This window comes from Burkholderia sp. BCC1977, from assembly GCF_905339595.1.
Taxonomy (GTDB): domain Bacteria; phylum Pseudomonadota; class Gammaproteobacteria; order Burkholderiales; family Burkholderiaceae; genus Burkholderia.
This window is the reverse complement of record NZ_CAJPGQ010000032.1, coordinates 1-17,376: the sequence shown is the minus strand read 5'-3', so window position 1 is coordinate 17,376 and position 17,376 is coordinate 1. Positions and strand designations below refer to the sequence as shown.

The following is a 17,376-nucleotide window of genomic DNA, read 5'->3' as shown; positions in this document are numbered from 1 at the left end:
CGCGGCAGGTGGTGGCGGTAAGCGGCACGCAGCGCACGCGGACGATCAGCCCGACCCGCTGGATCGTCTATGCGGGGTCGGTGTTCGCGGGCGCGTGGCTCGCGACGCAGCTGTTCTATCTCGTGCAGATCGCGCTGTGGTCGATGATCGATCCCGGTTCCACCGCGTTCATGCGTACCGACGCATGGTGGCTGTCGCGCGACAACCCGCCCGCGCGGATCCAGCACCAGTGGGTGCCGTACGACCAGATCGCGCGCAACCTGAAGCGCGCGCTGATCGCGTCGGAGGATTCGACCTTCGCGACCAACAACGGCTACGACGTCGATGCGATCCTGCAGGCGTGGGAGAAGAACAAGGCGCGCGGCCGGATCGTCGCGGGCGGTTCGACGATCACGCAGCAGCTCGCGCGCAACCTGTTCCTGTCACGCGAGAAGAGCTACATCCGCAAGGGGCAGGAGCTGATCATCACGTGGATGCTCGAGACGGTGCTCGACAAGGAGCGGATCTTCGAGATCTACCTGAATTCGGTCGAGTGGGGCCGCGGCGTGTACGGCGCCGAGGCCGCCGCCCGCTATTACTACAAGATCCCCGCGAGCCGGCTCGGCGCGTGGCAGTCGGCGCGCCTCGCGGTGATGCTGCCGAAGCCGCGCTGGTTCGACGCGCACCGCGGCTCGGCCTACCAGGCGCAGCGCGCGGCCGTCATCGCCCGCCGGATGGGCGCGGCCGAGCTTCCGCAATCGCAGTGAGCGGCGCGAGCGCGCCGTCACATTGTCCGTTCCGTCGCCGGCGCGCCATTGGTGCGCTGCAGCGCATTCGTGTCGCCCGCATTTCGGGTCCCATCCATTAGACGAATCCGTCTATTTCGCTTTGCTGAGCAATGCCTGCAGGTGCGGGATTTTGTTTGCCGATATGGCACGAAATTCGCGCGGTTTTAGTGTTTCCGGGTAAACACGAAAGCAGATGAAAGGCGACTGAAAATCGATGGATCGCGAATCGAAGCATTCCTGAAAGGTGTGCGCTGCACCGACTATCGATCAAATATTTCCAAATTTTTCAAAGCCGACCTGCTCGCGTATATTGGCCAGCGCCTCGGCTCATCGGCCGCAATCGAGGCGGGGGGCGGCTTACCCGGCTGCTCGACACAAAAAACATTCGAGAGAAGGAAAGCAACGATGCCAGCGAGCAAAGCGAAGCTGTTGTTGGGGGTTGTGTTCTCTTCGCTGATTCTGACGGCCTGCAACGACGACGTGACGTCGTCATCCGCAGCAGGTGCCGCCAATTCAGCCGATCCCGCCGCTCAGGTGGACAGGCCGTACAACGATCCCAACAGTTATTCGTCGAGCGCGACCGCGTCGCTCGACGCGTCCGCCGCGGTCGAAAAGGCCGCCGTCACCCATCACCAGATCACGCTGAACGGCAAGACGATCCGTTACACCGCCACCGCCGGCCACCTCGTCGCGCGCAATCCGCAGACGGGCGCGCCCGAAGCATCGTTCTTCTACATCGCATACACCGCCGACAACCAGCCCGCGGCGAAGCGGCCCGTTACGTTCCTGTACAACGGCGGCCCCGGTTCCGCATCGGTGTGGCTGCATCTCGGCTCGTTCGGTCCGAAACGGATCCAGACGGGCGATCCGAACGCGAACAACGCGACGTTCCCGTTCGTCGACAACGCGGAAAGCCTGCTCGATACGACCGATCTCGTGTTCGTCGATGCGATCGGCACCGGCTTCTCCGAGGCGATCGCGCCGAACACGAACCAGACCTTCTGGGGCGTCGACCAGGACGGCGGCGCGTTCCGCGACTTCGTGACGCGCTACCTCGCCGTGAACCAGCGCAACGATTCGCCGAAGTACCTGTTCGGCGAGTCGTACGGCACGCCGCGCACCGACGTGCTCGCGAACCTGCTGGAGACGGCCGGCGTGAAGCTCGCCGGCATCGTGCTGCAGTCGTCGATCCTGAACTACAACGCGAACTGCGACATGGCGAGCGACTACATCGGCAACTCGAACAACGGTTCGAGCCCGGTGAGCTGCGCGGGCTTCGTGCCGTCCTACGGCACGGTCGGCGCGTACTACCAGCTCGACAATCCGAACCCGTCGAGCCTGCCGCAGTACTCGGACCAGATGCGCCTCCTGACGGCCGGCAGCTACGCGCCCGCCGTGAACGCGTATCTCGCGAGCCATACGCCGCCTGGGCCGACGCTCGTCACGACGATGGTGAATTCGACCGGCGTGAAGCAGTCGCTGTGGAATGCGGACTTCAACGTGGTCCCGACCTTCTTCGACAACAGCTTCCAGGTGTCGCTGATCCCGGGCACGCTGATCGGCCGCTACGACGCACGCGTGAACGTGCCGTCGTCGAGCCCGCTCGCCGCGGACGGCGACCCGTCGAGCACGTTCATCACGAAGCCGTTCACCGACACGATCGGCAGCTACCTGCCGAACGTGCTGAAGTACAGCGCGCAGTCGGCCTATTCGCTCAGCAGCAATGCGATCCAGACCTGGGACTGGACCCACGACGGCCTCGCGATGCCCGACACGATTCCCGATCTTGCGGCTGCGCTGACGCTGAATCCGTCGCTGAAGGTGCTGTCGCTGAACGGGTATCACGACATCGCGACGCCGTTCTACCAGACCGAGCTCGACCTCGCGCGGCTCGGCTCGCAACCGAACCTGACGATCAAGGACTATCAGGGTGGACACATGGTCTATCTCGACGATACGTCGCGTCCGCAGGAGAAAGCCGACCTCGTGACTTTCTACAACGCGGCCGCGCGCTGATGCGATGTGCTGGCCTGGCGACGCGCGCCCGTGGCGGCGCCGTGCGCCGGCCGTCGACGACCTCATTCCAGACTGGAGCCTGACATGAAGAAACGTTTCATCGTCGTTGCCGCGGCGCTCGCATGCGCCGGCTTTGCAGCATCCGTGTCCGCGTTCGCGCAGGCGAGCGACGCCGCCACCCCGGCGCGCGCACGCCAGGCGCAGCTCGGCGATCCGTACGTGCCGCCGGCCGCGCGCAAGCCGACCGCCGGCACGCAGACGACCGGCGCGGCGCTGCACGCGCAGGTGGTGCGCAAGCTCGCGCGGCAGTTCGGCACGGCCGATACGCAGAACACCGGTTCGATCACCGAAGCGCAGGCGCGCGCGGCCGGCCTCGGCTACGTCGCGAACCACTTCCGGCAGATCGACGCGAGCGGGAGCGGCCGCGTGTCGTTCTCCGACGTGCAGCGCTACATGCAGGCGCGCAGCACGAACCAGCAGTAAGCGCGGCGCGCGTGGCTAACGGGGGCGGAACCCGCGACGCGTCGGGTTCCGCCCCCGTGCGCATGGTGCGGCCGTTTCGCGACGAATGCCGCGGCTTTTGCCTGCTTTCTCATTATCTGGACAACGCATTCAAATATTGGAGACGAGTGCGTGCGCTCCTACAATCCGAAGCACATCAACAGCTTCGGACCCACGCATCGCGCGGCGCCCGACGCACACGGAGACACCTTCCATGAAGTTCGCCGGGCGCTTTCCTCGGTGCATCGACCGCCGCGTTGCCGCGACGCCCGACCTCGTTCCGGCCTCGCGACAGCGGCTTCACCGAATCCGTTGAAGAAGCCCGTTCCATGACCAAGATGCCCGATACCCTTGCTCTCGACGCCCGGCGCGCGACGCCGGACGATGCGCCGCTGACCGACAGCATCGGCGCGACCAGCACGCCGCTCGATCTCGCCGCGCAGCAGGCCGGCACGCAGACGCTGCTGCGCGGTCTCGCGATCCTCGAAGCGATCGCGAACGGCGCGCGCGACATGCGTGCGATCGGCGCCGCGCTCGGCACGACGCGCAGCACGACGCACCGTCTCGTCAGCAGCCTCGTGCAGGCGCGCTACCTGCGCCAGGTGCAGGGCGGCTACCTGCTCGGCCCGAAGCTGATCGAGCTCGGCACGATCGCGCTCGAGCAGATGCCGCTCACGGCGGTCGCGCGGCCGCACCTCGAAGCGCTCGCGGAAGCGACGCTCGACACGATCCACCTCGGCGTGCGCGACGGCGACGACGTGCTGTACATCGACAAGATTCCCGGCACGCGCGGCCTCGAGATGCGTTCGCGGGTGGGCCACCGGATGCCGCTCGCGTCGACCGGCATCGGCAAGGCCATGATGCTCGACCTCGATCCGGACCTGTGGCGCTCGCTGTTCGAAGCCGCGCGGCGCGCGCTGGCCGGCGTCAATTTCAAGCCGGACAACCGGCCCGAGACGAGCGCGTTCCTGCAGCGCATGGCGCATTACGCGGCCGGCGGCTACACGTTCGACCTCGAGGAAAACGAGGCGTCGATCCGCTGCGTGGCCGCGCCGATCCGCGACGCGTCGGGCGCGATCGTCGCGGCCGTGTCGGTCGCGAGCACGATTCCGTACATGCCGCACGACCGGATGGACGAACTGATTCCGCTCGTGCAGCGCGAAGCGCGAGCCATTTCCGCGGAACTGGGCTGGAGCCCGCCGCAGGGTACCCGCAGGATCAAACGATGACCCATTCGACCCGGACCGTTCCGGATGCCAACTCCGCCGCTCCGTCGCTGATCGCGCTCGACTGGGGCACGACGTCGCTGCGCGCGTATCTGTTCGACACGCACGGCGCGCTGCTCGACACGCGCAGCCGCGCGGCGGGCGTGATGCACGTGCCGGCCGGCGGCGCGCGTGCCTTCGACGTCGTGTTCGAGGAAGCGTGCGGCGACTGGCTCGACCGCGCGCCGGGCGTGCCGGTGCTGGCCGCCGGGATGGTCGGCAGCGCGCAGGGCTGGCGCGAGGCGCCGTACGTCGCGGTGCCGGCCGGCGCCGACGCGCTGGTCGCGGGCCTCGTCACGGTGACGACGGCGCGCGGCACGGCGGTGTCGATCGTGCCGGGCGTGATCGCGACGGGCGAATTGCCCGACGTGATGCGCGGCGAAGAAACGCAGATATTCGGCGCACTCGCGAACGATCCCATGCTTGACGCCGATCGTTCAGGGCTACTGATCGGATTGCCGGGCACGCACGCGAAATGGGCGTGGGTGAAGGACGGGCTCATCGAGCGCTTCCAGACCTTCATGACGGGCGAGCTGTTCGCGGCGCTGCGCGATCACACGATCCTCGGCCGCACGATGCGCGCGAGCGCGTCGCCCGACCGCGCGGCGTTCGCGCGCGGCGTCGCGGTGGCCCGCGGCGCGCAGCGCGCGGGGCTGCTCGCGACGATCTTCAGCACGCGCACGCTCGGCCTGACCGACCGGCTCGCACCCGATGCGCAGGGCGATTACCTGTCCGGCCTGCTGATCGGCCATGAGCTCAACGCGCTCGACGCGATGCTCGCGGAGCGCGGTGTCGCGCTCGCGAACCAGCCGCTGCTGCTGATCGGCGACGACGGATTGTGCGCGCGCTACGTCGACGCGTTGAGCGTGTTCGGCTGCACGCACGCACGCGTCGTCGCACAGGCGACCGAGCGCGGCTTGTGGTGGATCGCGTCGCGTGCCGGACTCGTGCGCGCGGACGGCGAACCCGTTTGCGCCGACCAATGAACCGACTGGATTGAAGAGGAACCGCTGATGTCGTCCGACCTTACGCTGCCCGCGCCGTACACGCCGCACGCCGCACTGATGCGCGCGTTCGACGCGTGCCCGCTGATCGCGATCATGCGTGGCATCACGCCCGCCGACGCCGCCGACCACGGCCTTGCGCTGTACGAAGCCGGCTTCCGGATCGTCGAGGTGCCGCTCAACTCGCCCGATCCGTTCGACAGCATCGCGGCGCTGCGCCGCGTGCTGCCCGACGACATGATCGTCGGCGCGGGCACCGTGCTGCGCGCCGAATTCGTCGATCGCGTGCAGGACGCGGGCGGCACGCTGATCGTGATGCCGCACAGCGACGCGGCCGTGATCCGCCGTGCGAGCGAGCGCGGGCTCGCGAGCGCGCCGGGCGTCGCGACGCCGACCGAGGCGTTCGCCGCGCTCGCGAACGGTGCCGACGTGCTGAAGATGTTCCCGGCCGAGCAACTGGGCGTGCCCGTCGTGAAGGCGTGGCGCGCGGTGATCGACCGTGCGGTGCCGCTGATTCCGGTCGGCGGGATTTCGCCGGACAACATGCAGCCGTTCCTCGCGGCCGGTGCCAACGGCTTCGGGCTCGGCTCGGCGCTGTACCGGCCCGGCCAGTCGGCGGACGCGACCGCGGCGAACGCGCGCGCGTTCCAGGCCGGCCTGCGCGCGGCGCGCGGCGGAGTCGCATGATGGGGCGCCTCGCGGGCAAGGTCGCGATGGTGACGGGCGCGGGCCGCGGGATCGGCGCCGCGATCGCGCAGGCGTTCGTGCGCGAGGGCGCGGCCGTGGCACTCGTCGACCTCGACTTCCCGCAAGCGCAGCGCACGGCTGCGGCGATCGCCGATGCCGTCGACGGCGCGCGCGTGCTGGCGCTGCATGCGGACGTCGCCCGGCAGGATTCGGTGCGCGATGCGCTCGTGCAGACCGAAGCCGCATTCGGCGCGCTCGACGTGCTGGTGAACAACGCCGGCATCAACGTGTTCGCCGATCCGCTGACGATGACGGACGACGACTGGCGCCGCTGTTTCGCGGTCGACCTCGACGGCGTGTGGCACGGCTGCCGCGCGGCGCTGCCGGGGATGGTCGAACGCGGCCGCGGCAGCATCGTGAACATCGCGTCGACGCATGCGTTCCGGATCATCCCGGGCTGCTTTCCGTACCCGGTCGCGAAACACGGCGTGCTCGGGCTCACGCGCGCGCTCGGCATCGAATACGCGGCGCGCAACGTGCGCGTGAACGCGATCGCGCCCGGCTACATCGAGACGCAGCTCACGCGCGACTGGTGGGACGCGCAGGCCGACCCGGCCGCGGCGCGCGCCGAGACGCTGGCGCTGCAGCCGATGAAGCGGATCGGCAAACCGGAGGAAGTCGCGATGACGGCCGTGTTCCTCGCCTCCGACGAGGCGCCGTTCATCAATGCCGCGTGCATCACCGTCGACGGCGGGCGCGCGGCGCTGTACCACGATTGACCCGACGATTCGAAAGACCGCACGTGCGACGGCCGCGCGCACGCTGCGTCGAAACCAACAAGCGGCTGATTCCTGTTCGATGAAGACAAGGAGACACTGGAGATGAAACGCAGAACGTTCGTAACGCTGGCCGCCGCGGCCGCGGTGGTGATGGGAAGCCCGGTCGCGCACGCGGCCGATCCGGTCAAGATCGGCTTCCTCGTGAAGCAGCCCGAAGAGCCGTGGTTCCAGGATGAATGGAAGTTCGCCGAGATGGCCGCGAAGGACAAGGGCTTCACGCTCGTGAAGATCGGCGCGCCGTCGGGCGAGAAGGTGATGAGCGCGATCGACAACCTGTCCGCGCAGAAGGCGCAGGGCTTCATCATCTGCACGCCCGACGTGAAGCTCGGGCCGGGCATCGTCGCGAAGGCGAAGTCGCACAACCTGAAGATGATGACGGTCGACGACCGCCTCGTCGACGGCGCGGGCAAGCCGCTCGAGGCGGTGCCGCACATGGGGATCTCCGCGTACAACATCGGCAAGCAGGTCGGCGACGGCATCGCGGCCGAGATCAAGAAGCGCGGCTGGAACATGAAGGACGTCGGCGCGATCGACATCACCTACGAGCAACTGCCGACCGCGCACGACCGCACGAGCGGCGCGACCGACGCGCTGGTGGCGGCCGGCTTCCCGAAGGCGAACGTGATCACGGCGCCGCAGGCGAAGACCGACACCGAGAACGCATTCAACGCGGCGAACATCGCGCTCACCAAGAACCCGCAGTTCAAGCACTGGGTCGCCTACGGCCTGAACGACGAGGCCGTGCTTGGCGCGGTGCGCGCGGCCGAAGGGCGCGGCTTCAAGGCGGACAACATGATCGGCATCGGCATCGGCGGTTCCGATTCGGCGCTCAACGAGTTCAAGAAGCCGCAGCCGACGGGCTTCTACGGCACCGTGATCATCAGCCCGAAGCGCCACGGCGAGGAAACCTCCGAGCTGATGTACACGTGGATCACGCAGGGCAAGGCGCCGGCGCCGCTCACGCTGACCACCGGCATGCTCGCGACGCGCGACAACGTGTCGAAGGTGCGCGAGGAGATGGGGCTCGCGTCGAAGTAAGCAGCCCGCCGGCTGCCGCGGCGATGCGGCGGCCGGCGGTCGATGGATCTGCAAGTGGGGAGACGACGTGTCAGCGGCACTGCGTTTTGACAATATCGGCAAGGTGTTTCCCGGCGTGCGCGCACTCGACGGCATCTCGTTCGACGTGCACGCGGGCGAGGTGCATGGCCTGATGGGCGAGAACGGCGCGGGCAAGTCGACGCTGCTGAAGATTCTCGGCGGCGAATACCAGCCCGATGCGGGCAGCGTGCTGGTCGACGGCCAGCCGGTGCATTTTTCGAGTGCGGCCGCGTCGATCGCGGCCGGCATTGCAGTGATTCACCAGGAACTGCAGTACGTGCCCGACCTGACGGTCGCGGAGAACCTGCTGCTCGGCCGCCTGCCGAATGCGCTCGGCTGGGTGAGGAAGGGCGAGGCGAAGCGCCACGTGCGCGAGCGGCTCGCCGCGATGGGGGTCGATCTCGATCCCGATGCGAAGCTCGGGCGGCTGTCGATCGCGCAGCGGCAGATGGTCGAGATCTGCAAGGCGCTGATGCGCAATGCGCGCGTGATCGCGCTCGACGAACCGACGAGCTCGCTGTCGCATCGCGAGACCGAGGTGCTGTTCAAGCTCGTCGACGACCTGCGTGCGCAGGGTCGCGCGCTGATCTACATCTCGCACCGGATGGACGAGATCTACCGGCTGTGCGACGCGTGCACGATCTTCCGCGACGGGCGCAAGATCGCGTCGCACGAAGCGCTCGCCGACGTGCCGCGCGAGTGGCTGGTCGCCGAGATGGTCGGGCGCGAGATCGCGGACATCTACCATTACGCGCCGCGCGCGCTCGGCGACGTGCGGTTGTCGGCAGAAGGCGTCGACGGCGCCGCGCTGCGCGAACCCGCGAGCTTCTCGGTGCGCGCGGGCGAGATCGTCGGCTTCTTCGGGCTGGTCGGCGCGGGGCGCAGCGAACTGATGCGGCTCGTGTACGGTGCCGACCGCCGGCGCGCGGGCGTGCTGACGCTCGACGGCAAGCGCATCGAGGTGAAGCGCACCGGCGACGCGATCCGCCACGGCATCGTGCTGTGCCCGGAAGACCGCAAGGAGGAAGGGATCATCGCGATGGCGTCGGTCGCGGAGAACATCAACATCAGCTGCCGCCGTCATTCGCTGCGCGCGGGGCTCTTCATCGATCGCAAGACCGAAAGCGAAACGGCCGACCGCTTCATCCAGCGGCTGAAGATCAAGACGCCGAACCGGCGGCAGAAGATCCGCTTCCTGTCGGGCGGCAACCAGCAGAAGGCGATCCTGTCGCGCTGGCTCGCGGAGCCCGACCTGAAGGTCGTGATCCTCGACGAGCCGACGCGCGGCATCGACGTCGGCGCGAAGCACGAGATCTACGACGTGATCTACCGGCTCGCGGAGCGCGGCTGCGCGATCGTGATGGTGTCGTCGGAACTGCCGGAAGTGCTCGGCGTGTCCGACCGCATCGTCGTGATGCGCGAAGGGCGGATTGCGGGCGAGCTGCCGCGCGAGCAGGCGAACGAGCATGCGGTGCTGAGCCTCGCGCTGCCGCAGACGAGCGTCGTCGAGGCGGCCTGACGCGGTTTCAGGTCGCCGCGGGCGACGCACGACATTCGAATCGATCACGCGCGGCGCGGGCCGCGCGATGCAGGAGCAGGAGACACAACCATGCAAGTCAGGGAAAACCTCGCCAGCGCAGCCGTGAAGCCATCGGCCGACGCGCTGGTTCCACAGCAGGGCGACCGCCAGAAGTGGTGGCAGCACCTTACCGAATACAGCCTGATCGCGATCTTCGCGGTGATGTTCGTGACGATGTCGCTGACGGTCGATCACTTCTTCTCGATCGACAACATGCTCGGCCTCGCGCTGTCGATCTCGCAGATCGGGATGGTCGCGTGCACGATGATGTTCTGTCTGGCCTCGCGCGACTTCGACCTGTCGATCGGCTCGACCGTCGCATTCTCGGGCGTGCTGTGCGCGATGGTGCTGAACGCGACCGACAACACGTTCGTCGCGATCGTCGCGGCGGTCGCGGCCGGTGCGGCGATCGGCTTCGTGAACGGCGCGGTGATCGCGTACCTGCGCATCAACGCGCTGATCACGACGCTCGCGACGATGGAAATCGTGCGCGGGCTCGGCTTCATCGTGTCGAAGGGGCAGGCGGTCGGCGTGTCGTCGGATACGTTCATCGCGCTCGGCGGGCTCTCGCTCTTCGGCGTATCGCTGCCGATCTGGGTCACGCTCCTGTGCTTCATCGTGTTCGGCGTGCTGCTGAACCAGACCGTGTACGGCCGCAACACGCTCGCGATCGGCGGCAACCCCGAGGCGTCGCGTCTCGCGGGGATCAACGTCGAACGCACGCGCGTGTACATCTTCCTGATCCAGGGCGCGGTGACGGCGCTGGCCGGCGTGATCCTCGCATCGCGCATCACGTCGGGCCAGCCGAACGCCGCGCAGGGCTTCGAGCTGAACGTGATCTCCGCGTGCGTGCTCGGCGGCGTGTCGCTGATGGGCGGTCGCGCGACGATCTCGGGCGTCGTGATCGGCGTGCTGATCATGGGCACCGTCGAGAACGTGATGAACCTGCTGAACATCGACGCGTTCTACCAGTACCTGGTGCGCGGCGCGATCCTGCTCGCGGCCGTGCTGCTCGACCAGCTGAAGAATCGCGGCGTACGCGACTGACCGATGCCACGGAGACGATTCGCATGACCATCGAAACTTCCGCGCAGGATCCGCACGCCGCGAGCGACGCGCGCTTTGCGCGCTACCCGAGCCTCGAGGATCGCGCGGTGCTGATCACGGGCGGCGCGACCGGCATCGGCGCGGCGTTCGTCGAACACTTCGCGCGGCAGGGCGCGCGCGTCGCGTTCGTCGATCTCGACGCGCAGGCGGGCCAGGCGCTCGCGGAAAGCCTCGCGCAGGCGCCGGATGTACGCCACGCGCCGCTGTTCCTCCCGTGCGACCTCACCGACATCGACGCGCTGCGCCATGCGATCGACGCGATCCGCGCACGGATCGGCGCGATCGCGGTGCTCGTGAACAACGCGGCGAACGACACGCGCCACGCGATCGGCGACGTGACGCCCGCGTCGTTCGACGCGGGCATCGCGGTGAACCTGCGCCACCAGTTCTTCGCCGCACAGGCGGTGATCGACGACATGAAGCAGCGCGGCGGCGGCGCGATCATCAATCTCGGCTCGATCAGCTGGATGCTGAAGAACGGCGGCTATCCCGTCTACGTGATGGCGAAGGCGGCCGTGCAGGGGCTCACGCGCGGGCTCGCGCGCGATCTCGGCCCGTTCGGGATCCGCGTGAATTCGCTGGTGCCCGGCTGGGTGATGACCGACAAGCAGCGCAGGCTGTGGCTCGACGATGCGGGCCGGGCGGCGATCAAGGCCGGCCAGTGCATCGACGCCGAGCTGCTGCCGGACGATCTCGCCCGGATGGCGCTGTTTCTCGCGGCCGACGACAGCCGGATGATTACCGCGCAGGATGTGGTGGTCGACGGCGGCTGGGCCTGATTGCCGGTGTTCGCGTTCGCGCGGCACCGCGCGACGCCCCGTATCGCTTCATCGACGAAGGAAAGGAGTTCACCATGACCGCCACGTCCTCGCGCGCAGCGTCGTCCACGAGCCAGTCGCGCCGCGCGCGCCTGGCTGCCGCCGCGCAGCCGGTCAGCGCCGGCCCGCAGACCGCCGCGTTCGCGCAGGGCGTCGGCGCCGCGCATGCGGCGGCCGTCACGCTGTCGAACGCGGCGCTGCGTCTCGACGTGCTGCCGCACCTGGGCGGTGGCATCGCGCGCTTCGACTGGCGCGGCGACCATGGCGCGCTGGTGCCGGTGTTCCGCCGTTGCGAGCACCCGGAAACGGCGACGGACCCGAACGTGCTCGCGTGCTATCCGCTGCTGCCGTACTCGAACCGGATCGGCAACGGCCGCTTCGAATGCGACGGGCGCAGCGTCGCGGTGCCGCGCAACCGCCGCGACGAGCCGCTGCCGATTCACGGCGACGGCTGGCTCGCGCCGTGGCAGGTGGACGACGCGACCGACACCACGCTGCAGCTGTCGCTCGATCGCGCGAGCGGCGCGCCGTACGCGTTTCGCGCGATCCAGTCGTTCGCGCTGGACGACACGACGCTGTCGATCGCGCTGACGATCGAGAATGCGGGGCGCGCACGGCTGCCGTTCGGGCTCGGCATGCATCCGTTCGTGGTGCGTGACGACGCGACCGAGCTGGCCGCGGCCGCGGGCGGCCTGTGGCTGTCGGGCGCGGATTTCCTGCCGGTGCGGCACGTGAGCGTGCCGCCGGCCTGGCAGTTCGGCGTCGCGTATCCGTTGCCGGCGACGCTCGTCAATCATGCGTTCACCGGCTGGGGCGGCCACGCGACGGTGAGCTGGCCGCGCCGCGGGCTGTCGCTGACGGTCGCGGCCGACGCCGATGCATACGTGCTCTATACGCCGCCCGGCGAGCCTTTCTTCTGCTTCGAGCCGGTCGATCATCCGATCAATGCGGTGAACCTGCCGGGCGGCGCGGCTGAGCACGGGATGACGCTGCTCGCGCCGGGCGAGCGGCTCACGCGGCGTTTCGCGTTCACCGTCGAGCGGGCCGATGCGCGTATCGACGCCGCCGCGCGCGAAGGACGCCGGAGACGCGGGTAAAATACGCGGTCTACCAACGGTTTGCCGCGAGTATCCGCCATGTCTTCCCCGCTTACTTTCATCGAATCGCTGCGCGCCGCGTGGCAGCGCACGAATTCGCTGCTGTGCGTCGGCCTCGATCCCGAGCCGTCGCGCTTTCCCGTGCAGTTCGACGGCCAGCCCGACGCGATCTTCGAATTCTGCCGGCAGATCGTCGACGCGACCGCGCAGTATGCGAGCGCGTTCAAGCCGCAGATCGCGTACTTCGCCGCGCATCGCGCGGAAGACCAGCTCGAGCGCCTGATCGCGCACATCCACCTCCAGCATCCGGGCCTGCCCGTGATCCTCGACGCGAAGCGCGGCGACATCGGCAGCACCGCCGAGCAGTACGCGCGCGAAGCGTTCGAGCGCTATCGCGCGGACGCGGTCACCGTGAACCCGTACATGGGCTACGACTCGGTCGAGCCGTACTTCGAGCATGAAGGCAAGGGCGTGATCGTCCTGTGCCGCACGTCGAACCCGGGCGGGTCGGACCTGCAGTTCCTGGAAACCGGTGGGGCCGGCCATCCGGGCCGGCCGCTGTACCAGGTCGTGGCCGACCTCGCGGCGAACAAGTGGAATGCGAAGAACGGTCAGCTCGGCCTCGTGGTCGGCGCGACGTTCCCGAACGAAATCGAGATCGTGCGCGGGATCGTCGGCGACATGCCGCTCCTGATCCCCGGCATCGGCGCGCAGGGCGGCGACGTGCAGGCGACCGTCAACGCGGGCCGCACGGCCGACGGCACCGGGATGATGATCAACTCGTCGCGGGCGATCCTGTACGCGAGCCAGGGCGAGGATTTCGCCGAAGCCGCGGCGCTCGCCGCGCAGAAGACGCGCGATAGGATCAACGCGCATCGCTGAAATATCGCTGAAATATCGTTGAGACACAGGCCGCCCGCCCGGGCGGCCTTTTGCTGCGCCCCGCGCCCGCGGGCCGCGCAACGTTTCCGGCGCCGGCCGCCCTGGCGCACGCGAACAACTTCCCGTCGTTTCCGCACCGCATGCCTGCGCCGCGATCGCGCGATGCTGCCGCTTGTCATCGATCCGTAACCAGAATGTCAAGAAAGGGAGCGACGCCATGCCCAAGCTGTCCCGACGTTTTCTGAGCGCGCTTGCCGCGTCGTTGTGCATGTCGTTCGCCCACGCGGCGGACCTGTCGCACTGGCCGGCCGATAGCGCGAAGGCGCTGAACGCGCTGATCGCCGCGCACGCGCATCGCGGCGACTACGCGGTGTTCGATGCCGACAACACGACCTATCGCTACGACCTCGAGGAATCGCTGCTGCCGTATCTCGAGAACCACGGCGTGCTCACGCGCGACTCGCTCGATCCGTCGCTGAAGCTGATCCCGTTCAAGAATTCCGCCGACTACAAGGAATCGCTGACGAGCTACTACTACCGGCTCTGCGAGATCGACGACCTGGTCTGCTACCCGTGGATCGCGCAGGCGTTCGCGGGGCTGTCGCTCGCGGAGCTGAAGCGCCACGTCGACGCGATGCTCGCCGACGGCAAGCCGGTGCCGATCCGCTACTGGCAGGGCGACAAGGTCGTCGACGGCGTCGCGAACCCGCCGCGCTTCTTCCGCGGCATGCAGGAGCTGTACAACGCGCTGCGGGAGAACGGGATCGAGGTCTACGTGATGACCGCCGCGCACGAGGAACTCGCGCGGCTGGTGCTGTCCGATCCGAAGTACGGCTACAACGTGAAGCCGCAGAACGTGATCGGCGTGACGACGCTGCTGCGCAACCCGGCGACGGGCGCGCTGACCACGTCGCGGCTGCAGATCAAGGCCGGCAAGTACGACGAGGCCGCGAATCGCGATCTCGTGATCACGCCGTTCCTGATGAACCCGATGACGTGGTACGAGGGCAAGCTGGGCTCGATCGCCGGCTGGATCGACCAGTGGAAGAAGCCGGTGCTCGTCGCGGGCGACACGCCGAAATCCGACGGCTACATGCTGCTGAACGCGACCGACGTGGCGCGCGGCGGCGTGCGCGTGTGGGTGAACAAGAAGGACAAGCAGATGGCGCAGATCCGCGCGTGGTCGGATGAATCGGCCGCGCAGCAGAAGGCGCTCGGCCTGCCGGTCACGGCGGACAAGAACTGGATCGTCGTGAAGCCCGACGCGATCCAGTAGGCGGGCAGGGGCGCCGGCCGCGCCTGCCGTTGCGCGGGCGAATCGGGAATCAGCGTTCGCGCTCGTCGAGCAGCTTCAGCAGCCCGCGCAGCGCATGCACGGCCGCCTGCGTGCGGATCTGCTCGCGATCGCCCTTGAACACGAGGGTCTCGACGTCGGTATGCAGCCGGTTGCTCCAGCCGAACGACACGGTGCCGACCGGCTTCTTCTCGCTGCCGCCCGCCGGGCCGGCGATGCCGGTGACGGACAGCGCGACCTGCGCGCGGCTGTTGCGCAGCGCGCCTTCGGCCATCGCGCGCGCGACCGGCTCGCTGACGGCGCCGTGTTTGTCGATCAGGTCGGGCGGCACGCCGATCATCTCGATCTTGGCCTGGTTCGAGTAGGTGACGAAGCCGCGCTCGAACCACTGGCTGCTGCCGGAGATGTCGGTGATCGCGGCGGCGATCATGCCGCCCGTGCAGGATTCGGCGGTGGCGAGCGACAGGTGCTCGTCACGCAGCTTGTTGCCTGCGCGGATCGCAAGCTGATGGACGACGGAATCGGTTGGCATGCGCGTCGGGAAACGGGAGTCGGGAAATCGGTCAGCCGACGACGGAGCGCCAGAAGGCGATCACGAGCAGCGTCATGAACGCGGCGATCAGGTCGTCGACCATGATGCCGAGCCCGCCTTTCACGCGACGGTCGAAATAGCGGATCGGCGGCGGCTTGAGCATGTCGAAGCAGCGGAACACGACGAACGCCCACAACTGGCCGATGAAGGTTGCGGGCGTGACGAACAGCATCACGAGCCAGAGCGCGACGATTTCGTCCCAGACGACGGCGCCCGGATCGGTCGTGCCCATCCTCCGCGCGGTGAACCCGGTGAGCCACGTGCCCGCCGCGAAACCGATCGCGATCAGCGCCCACCATTCGGGCACCGTCAGATAGCGGTTGAGCACGACGAACGTGAGCCAGCCGAACAGCGTGCCGAACGTGCCGGGCATGAACGGCGTGAGCCCGCTGCCGAAGCCGAGCGACACGATGTGCGCCGGGTGCGACAGCATGAAGCGCGCGGTGGCGCGCCGCGGCACGTTCCGGGCGGCGCCGGACTCCGCCGCGGGGTGCGCGGTCGTCGGGTCAGTCTGCATGGAAGTGGTCGAAACCGTGCAACGTAAGAGTCAGGGGCGCGCCGGCGGCGTCGCGCCACGCGATCGCGGGCTGCTCCGACGGCGAGGACAACGCGTGTATTGTACCGACTCGCGTGACCCGAACGCCGGCGCTCGCGCCCGCTGCCTCGACCGCCGCGCGGGCCGCGGCCGGCGCGGTGAAGCACAGCTCGTAGTCGTCGCCGCCGGCCAGCGTGCAGCGTCGCTGCACGTCGGGCGGCAGCGTCGCGAGCGCGGCCGAGCGCGGCACCGCGTCCGCGTCGATCTCGGCGCGCACGTTCGAGCGGGCCAGGATGTGCCGCAGGTCGCCGGCGAGGCCGTCCGAGATGTCGAGCGCCGCATGCGCGACGCCCGCGAGCGCGAGCCCGAGCGCGATGCGCGGCTCCGGGCGCTCGAGCGCCTGCCGGAACGCGGCGGCTTCGTCCGCGCCGGCGCGCCATTCGCCGCGCGCGAGCCCGAGCCCCGCGCGGGCGTCGCCGAGCGTGCCGGACACCCAGACGTCGTCGCCGTCGCGCGCGGCATCGCGCCGCAGCGCCGCATCCGGCGCGACTTCGCCGAACACGGTCACGCACAGGTTCAGCGGCCCGCTCGTCGTGTCGCCGCCGATCAGTTCGCAGCCGAACCGCTCGGCGAGCGCGAACAGCCCGTTGCTGAACGCCTCGAGCCACGCCGCGTCGGCACGCGGCAGCGCGCACGCGAGCGTGAACGCGCGCGGCTCGGCGCCCATCGCCGCGAGATCCGACAGATTGACCGCGAGCGTCTTGTGGCCGAGCGCGTCGGGCGCGACATCGGGGAAGAAATGGCGGCCTTCGACCAGCATGTCCGTCGAAATAGCCAGCAATTTTCCGGATCGCGGCGCGATCAGCGCGCAATCGTCACCGATGCCGAGCGTCGACGCACGCGCCCCCCGGGCCGCGCGGCGCGCGAAGAAGCGATCGATCAGCGAAAACTCGGACAGGGCGGCTGGCACGGCGGACGAACCCGGAAGCGGTGAAAGGAACGGCATTGTACGCAGCGAACGGCGCCGTTCCTGCACCGTTCGGTACATTTTTGTCGCGGCTGTTGCACCCGAATCGCCGGTCTGACGGCCTTCGATTGGCGCTACAATGCCGTCGAACAGTTATTCTAATCCGCCCGTCACGAGACACATGTCGACCCAATCCTCTTCCAAAGCCAAGCTCCGCGAAGCCGCTCTCGACTATCACGAGTTCCCGACGCCGGGGAAGATCGCGATCGCCCCGACCAAGCAGATGATCAACCAGCGCGACCTCGCGCTCGCGTATTCGCCGGGCGTT

General features: G+C 68.6%; 17 protein-coding genes and 1 pseudogene. 15 read left to right on the top strand and 3 right to left on the bottom strand.

Annotated elements, in window-relative coordinates:
* Positions 1-8 precede the first annotated feature (8 nt).
* From mtgA to U5771_RS23855, 14 genes are all read left to right on the top strand, one after another.
* Positions 9-746, top strand: a complete 738-nt coding sequence (gene mtgA, locus U5771_RS23920) for a monofunctional biosynthetic peptidoglycan transglycosylase (RefSeq protein ID WP_322026248.1) — start codon at positions 9-11, stop codon at positions 744-746.
* A 426-nt stretch (positions 747-1,172) separates the two neighbouring features.
* Positions 1,173-2,783, top strand: coding sequence for a S10 family serine carboxypeptidase-like protein (locus U5771_RS23915; protein ID WP_322026247.1), 1,611 nt, complete (start codon positions 1,173-1,175; stop codon positions 2,781-2,783).
* Between the two features lie 84 nt (positions 2,784-2,867).
* Positions 2,868-3,266 (top strand): EF-hand domain-containing protein, encoded by a 399-nt coding sequence (locus U5771_RS23910; protein WP_322026246.1) that lies wholly within the window; start codon positions 2,868-2,870, stop codon positions 3,264-3,266.
* 347 nt (positions 3,267-3,613) lie between these two features.
* Positions 3,614-4,513: an IclR family transcriptional regulator gene (locus U5771_RS23905; protein WP_040143370.1), complete on the top strand. Its 900-nt coding sequence runs from the start codon at positions 3,614-3,616 to the stop codon at positions 4,511-4,513.
* A complete protein-coding gene (locus U5771_RS23900; RefSeq protein ID WP_322026245.1) occupies positions 4,510-5,535 on the top strand; it encodes a 2-dehydro-3-deoxygalactonokinase in 1,026 nt (341 codons plus the stop codon). Before U5771_RS23905 ends, U5771_RS23900 begins: the two co-directional genes overlap by 4 nt.
* Before the next feature lie 27 nt (positions 5,536-5,562).
* On the top strand, positions 5,563-6,240 hold the full coding sequence (locus U5771_RS23895; protein WP_322026244.1) for a 2-dehydro-3-deoxy-6-phosphogalactonate aldolase: 678 nt from the start codon (positions 5,563-5,565) through the stop codon (positions 6,238-6,240).
* On the top strand, positions 6,240-7,019 hold the full coding sequence (locus U5771_RS23890) for an SDR family oxidoreductase (RefSeq protein WP_322026297.1): 780 nt from the start codon (positions 6,240-6,242) through the stop codon (positions 7,017-7,019). The genes U5771_RS23895 and U5771_RS23890 overlap by 1 nt, the downstream gene beginning before the upstream one ends.
* A gap of 102 nt (positions 7,020-7,121) precedes the next feature.
* A complete protein-coding gene (locus U5771_RS23885; RefSeq protein ID WP_322026243.1) occupies positions 7,122-8,117 on the top strand; it encodes an arabinose ABC transporter substrate-binding protein in 996 nt (331 codons plus the stop codon).
* A gap of 67 nt (positions 8,118-8,184) precedes the next feature.
* A complete protein-coding gene (gene araG / locus U5771_RS23880) occupies positions 8,185-9,696 on the top strand; it encodes an L-arabinose ABC transporter ATP-binding protein AraG (protein WP_322026242.1) in 1,512 nt (503 codons plus the stop codon).
* Between the two features lie 90 nt (positions 9,697-9,786).
* Positions 9,787-10,803 carry an L-arabinose ABC transporter permease AraH gene (araH, locus tag U5771_RS23875; protein ID WP_322026241.1) on the top strand — a complete coding sequence of 339 codons (1,017 nt, stop codon included), beginning with the start codon at positions 9,787-9,789 and terminating at the stop codon, positions 10,801-10,803.
* A 23-nt stretch (positions 10,804-10,826) separates the two neighbouring features.
* On the top strand, positions 10,827-11,642 hold the full coding sequence (locus tag U5771_RS23870; RefSeq protein ID WP_322026240.1) for an SDR family oxidoreductase: 816 nt from the start codon (positions 10,827-10,829) through the stop codon (positions 11,640-11,642).
* Between the two features lie 74 nt (positions 11,643-11,716).
* Positions 11,717-12,778 (top strand): aldose 1-epimerase, encoded by a 1,062-nt coding sequence (locus tag U5771_RS23865; RefSeq protein WP_322026239.1) that lies wholly within the window; start codon positions 11,717-11,719, stop codon positions 12,776-12,778.
* 39 nt (positions 12,779-12,817) lie between these two features.
* A complete protein-coding gene (gene pyrF / locus U5771_RS23860) occupies positions 12,818-13,660 on the top strand; it encodes an orotidine-5'-phosphate decarboxylase (protein ID WP_322026238.1) in 843 nt (280 codons plus the stop codon).
* Between the two features lie 217 nt (positions 13,661-13,877).
* Complete coding sequence (locus U5771_RS23855) at positions 13,878-14,936, top strand: haloacid dehalogenase-like hydrolase (RefSeq protein ID WP_322026237.1); 1,059 nt, start codon at positions 13,878-13,880, stop codon at positions 14,934-14,936.
* A 49-nt stretch (positions 14,937-14,985) separates the two neighbouring features.
* On the opposite strand, the gene U5771_RS23850 is transcribed toward U5771_RS23855, so the two are convergent.
* The 3 genes from U5771_RS23850 to thiL are packed head-to-tail and all read right to left on the bottom strand — an operon-like array spanning position 14,986 to position 17,087.
* Complete coding sequence (locus U5771_RS23850) at positions 14,986-15,486, bottom strand: CinA family protein (protein ID WP_322026236.1); 501 nt, start codon at positions 15,484-15,486, stop codon at positions 14,986-14,988.
* A gap of 31 nt (positions 15,487-15,517) precedes the next feature.
* Positions 15,518-16,063: a phosphatidylglycerophosphatase A gene (locus tag U5771_RS23845; RefSeq protein WP_322026235.1), complete on the bottom strand. Its 546-nt coding sequence runs from the start codon at positions 16,061-16,063 to the stop codon at positions 15,518-15,520.
* A complete protein-coding gene (gene thiL / locus U5771_RS23840) occupies positions 16,053-17,087 on the bottom strand; it encodes a thiamine-phosphate kinase (RefSeq protein WP_322026234.1) in 1,035 nt (344 codons plus the stop codon). Before thiL ends, U5771_RS23845 begins: the two co-directional genes overlap by 11 nt.
* A 100-nt stretch (positions 17,088-17,187) precedes the next feature.
* Between thiL and U5771_RS23835 the strand changes: the two are divergent.
* Positions 17,188-17,376, top strand: a pseudogene (locus U5771_RS23835) (malic enzyme); the annotation flags it as partial.